We start from the raw sequence: 2296 nt of genomic DNA, 5'->3' as shown, positions 1-2296 counted from the left end.
ACCGGCGCTTGAGTTGTGGCTAAGGCGTGCAGGGTTTGTTGATGTGCGCTGTGTCGATGTCAGCACCACCACGGTGGAGGAACAGCGCGGCACCGAGTGGATGCGTTTTAATTCACTGAGCGACTACCTTGACCCGGCTGATCACAGCCGTACGGTAGAAGGACTGCCGGCGCCAATGCGTGCAGTGATCGTGGCGCGTAAGCCTTAAGTTCTGCGTGGTGAAATAGAGCTTCGCGAATGAATTCACTCCTATAGGTAATCGGCGATCTGCTGTGGGACCGAATTCATTCGGGAATGGGTTTCACACCCGGCATCGTTTGCGTCTGACTCAATGCCTTCCCGAATAAATTCGGTCCCACAGGGGAGCTCAACCCTTGGCCGCAGCCGCCAAGATCAGGGCTTTCATCTCGGCCACTGCCGATTTAAAACCAACGAACAAGGCATGAGCAACCAGCGCGTGGCCGATGTTCAGTTCGTTGATGCCTTTGATCGCGGCCACTGCTTCAACGTTGTGGTAGTGCAGACCGTGGCCGGCGTTGACGATCAGGCCTTGGGCTACGCCAAAGGCCACGCCATCAGCTATGCGCTTTAACTCGTCGGCAACGTCGCTGGGGGTTTGCGCATCGGCGTAACGGCCGGTGTGCAGCTCAACGGCGGGTGCGCCGATACGTTTTGAGGCGGCTATCTGACGCTCATCAGGGTCGATGAACAGCGACACCTCACAACCTACTTTCGCCAGGCGGTCCACTGCGGCCTTGATCCGTGCTTCTTGCCCGGCAACGTCCAAACCACCTTCAGTGGTCAGTTCCTGACGTGTTTCCGGGACCAGGCAAATGTGCGCAGGACGCAGACGCTCGGCAAACGCGAGCATCTCTTCAGTCACGCCCATCTCAAAGTTCATGCGGGTTTGCAGCACATCCTTGAGCAACAGCACGTCGCGCTCCTGAATGTGCCGGCGATCTTCACGCAGGTGCACGGTGATCCCATCAGCGCCGGCCTCTTCGGCGTCCAGCGCGGCTTTCACCGGGTCGGGGTAACGTGTGCCGCGGGCCTGACGCAGAGTGGCCACATGGTCGATGTTTACGCCGAGAAGAATGCGGGTACTTTGGTTCACGGATGTCTCCTGTCAATGTGATCGAAACAGACCGAGGCAGCATAAAGCTTGCTCACGGCTTGCGAAACAATTCGCGGCTGACTAAGGGCCGACCGTTCAGGTGCACGGCCAGCGCCTGGCGCATCAATCGCTTGGCCGCCGACAGCGCACCCGGCGCGCTCCAGTCAGCTTGGGCCATGGCTAACAGCTCAACGCCTTGAAACACCCCCGGTTGCAACAACCAGACGCGCTCCAGCCCGGCATCCACCTGCAAACGGTACATACCGTCAGCCGCCACCGGATCGCCGTTGATGTCAGCATCCAGGTCGAAGCCGTAACCGAGTTCATCCAAAAGACGCCATTCGAAAGAACGCAGCAACGGTTCCAACGGCCGACCTTCAGCCAACGCCAGCAACGTGGCGGCATAGTGGTCGAAAACAGCGGGATGCGGAACTTCAGGGGGCAATAGCCGAATCAACAGCTCGTTCAGGTAAAGACCGCTGAACAATGCTTCGCCGATGAGCCAGGTCGAAAGGCCAGAACTCTCCATGCGCCCGACATTCTTCAGTTCGCCACGGCCACGAAATTCGACTTCAAGGGGAACGAACGGTCGGGCCAGCGTGCCAGCCTTGCCGCGGGCACTGCGCAATACTGCGCGCAGCAAACCCTGAGGCGTGAGGAAATCGACCAATGCGCTGCTTTCGCGGTACGCCCGGCTGTGCAGCACATAAGCAAGTTGGCCGGTTGGCGTGCTCATCGTTAAGGCAGGCTCGCAGAGTGCAGCAATGGGGAGCGTAGCGGGTATAGACAGTATCAGCGTGGCGTGTGGGCCGACGGGCGACCCCACACCGCGTTGCTTGGTTTACAGGTCGCCGTAACCCAACGAGCGCAGGGCGCGTTCGTCATCGGACCAGCCGCCTTTGACCTTGACCCACAGGTTGAGCATGACTTTGGAGTCGAACAACAGCTCCATGTCACGGCGCGCGTCGGTACCGATGCGCTTGATCCGCTCACCCTTGTCGCCAATAATAATTTTCTTTTGACCATCACGCTCCACCAGAATCAGCGCGTGAATGTGCAGGGTTTTACCTTGCTGCTTGAATTCTTCGATTTCCACGGTGATCTGATACGGCAGCTCGGCACCGAGTTGACGCATGATCTTCTCACGAACCAGTTCAGCGGCAAGGAATCGGCTGCTGCGGT

4 protein-coding genes are annotated in these 2296 nt (G+C 58.8%); 1 reads left to right on the top strand and 3 read right to left on the bottom strand.

All coding sequences use genetic code 11. The features are described from left to right. Positions 1–208 (top strand): DUF1698 domain-containing protein (locus tag M0974_RS22120; RefSeq protein ID WP_297841749.1); only part of this gene is annotated, 208 nt, incomplete at its 5' end. 159 nt (positions 209–367) lie between these two features. On the opposite strand, the gene pdxJ is transcribed toward M0974_RS22120, so the two are convergent. The 3 genes from pdxJ to era all read right to left on the bottom strand — a co-directional run. After that, the gene (gene pdxJ / locus M0974_RS22115; protein ID WP_297841745.1) at positions 368–1114 is read right to left on the bottom strand and encodes a pyridoxine 5'-phosphate synthase; all 747 of its coding nucleotides are present in this window, start codon (positions 1112–1114) and stop codon (positions 368–370) included. A 52-nt stretch (positions 1115–1166) separates the two neighbouring features. Next, entirely contained in the window at positions 1167–1850 is a 684-nt protein-coding gene (recO, locus tag M0974_RS22110; RefSeq protein WP_297841743.1) for a DNA repair protein RecO, read from the bottom strand. Positions 1851–1955: 105 nt separating this feature from the next. After that, positions 1956–2296: GTPase Era (era, locus tag M0974_RS22105; protein ID WP_297841740.1), on the bottom strand; the 341-nt coding region annotated here is incomplete at its 5' end.

The sequence above is a fragment of the Pseudomonas sp. genome, assembly GCF_026224925.1.
Lineage (GTDB): Bacteria > Pseudomonadota > Gammaproteobacteria > Pseudomonadales > Pseudomonadaceae > Aquipseudomonas.
This window is presented reverse-complemented; position numbering and strand designations above follow the sequence as displayed.

Coding starts and splice junctions, on each gene's coding strand:
- recO (WP_297841743.1), bottom strand. CDS start 1,850: ATGAGCACGCCAACCGGCCAACTTGCTTATGTGCTGCACAGCCGGGCG.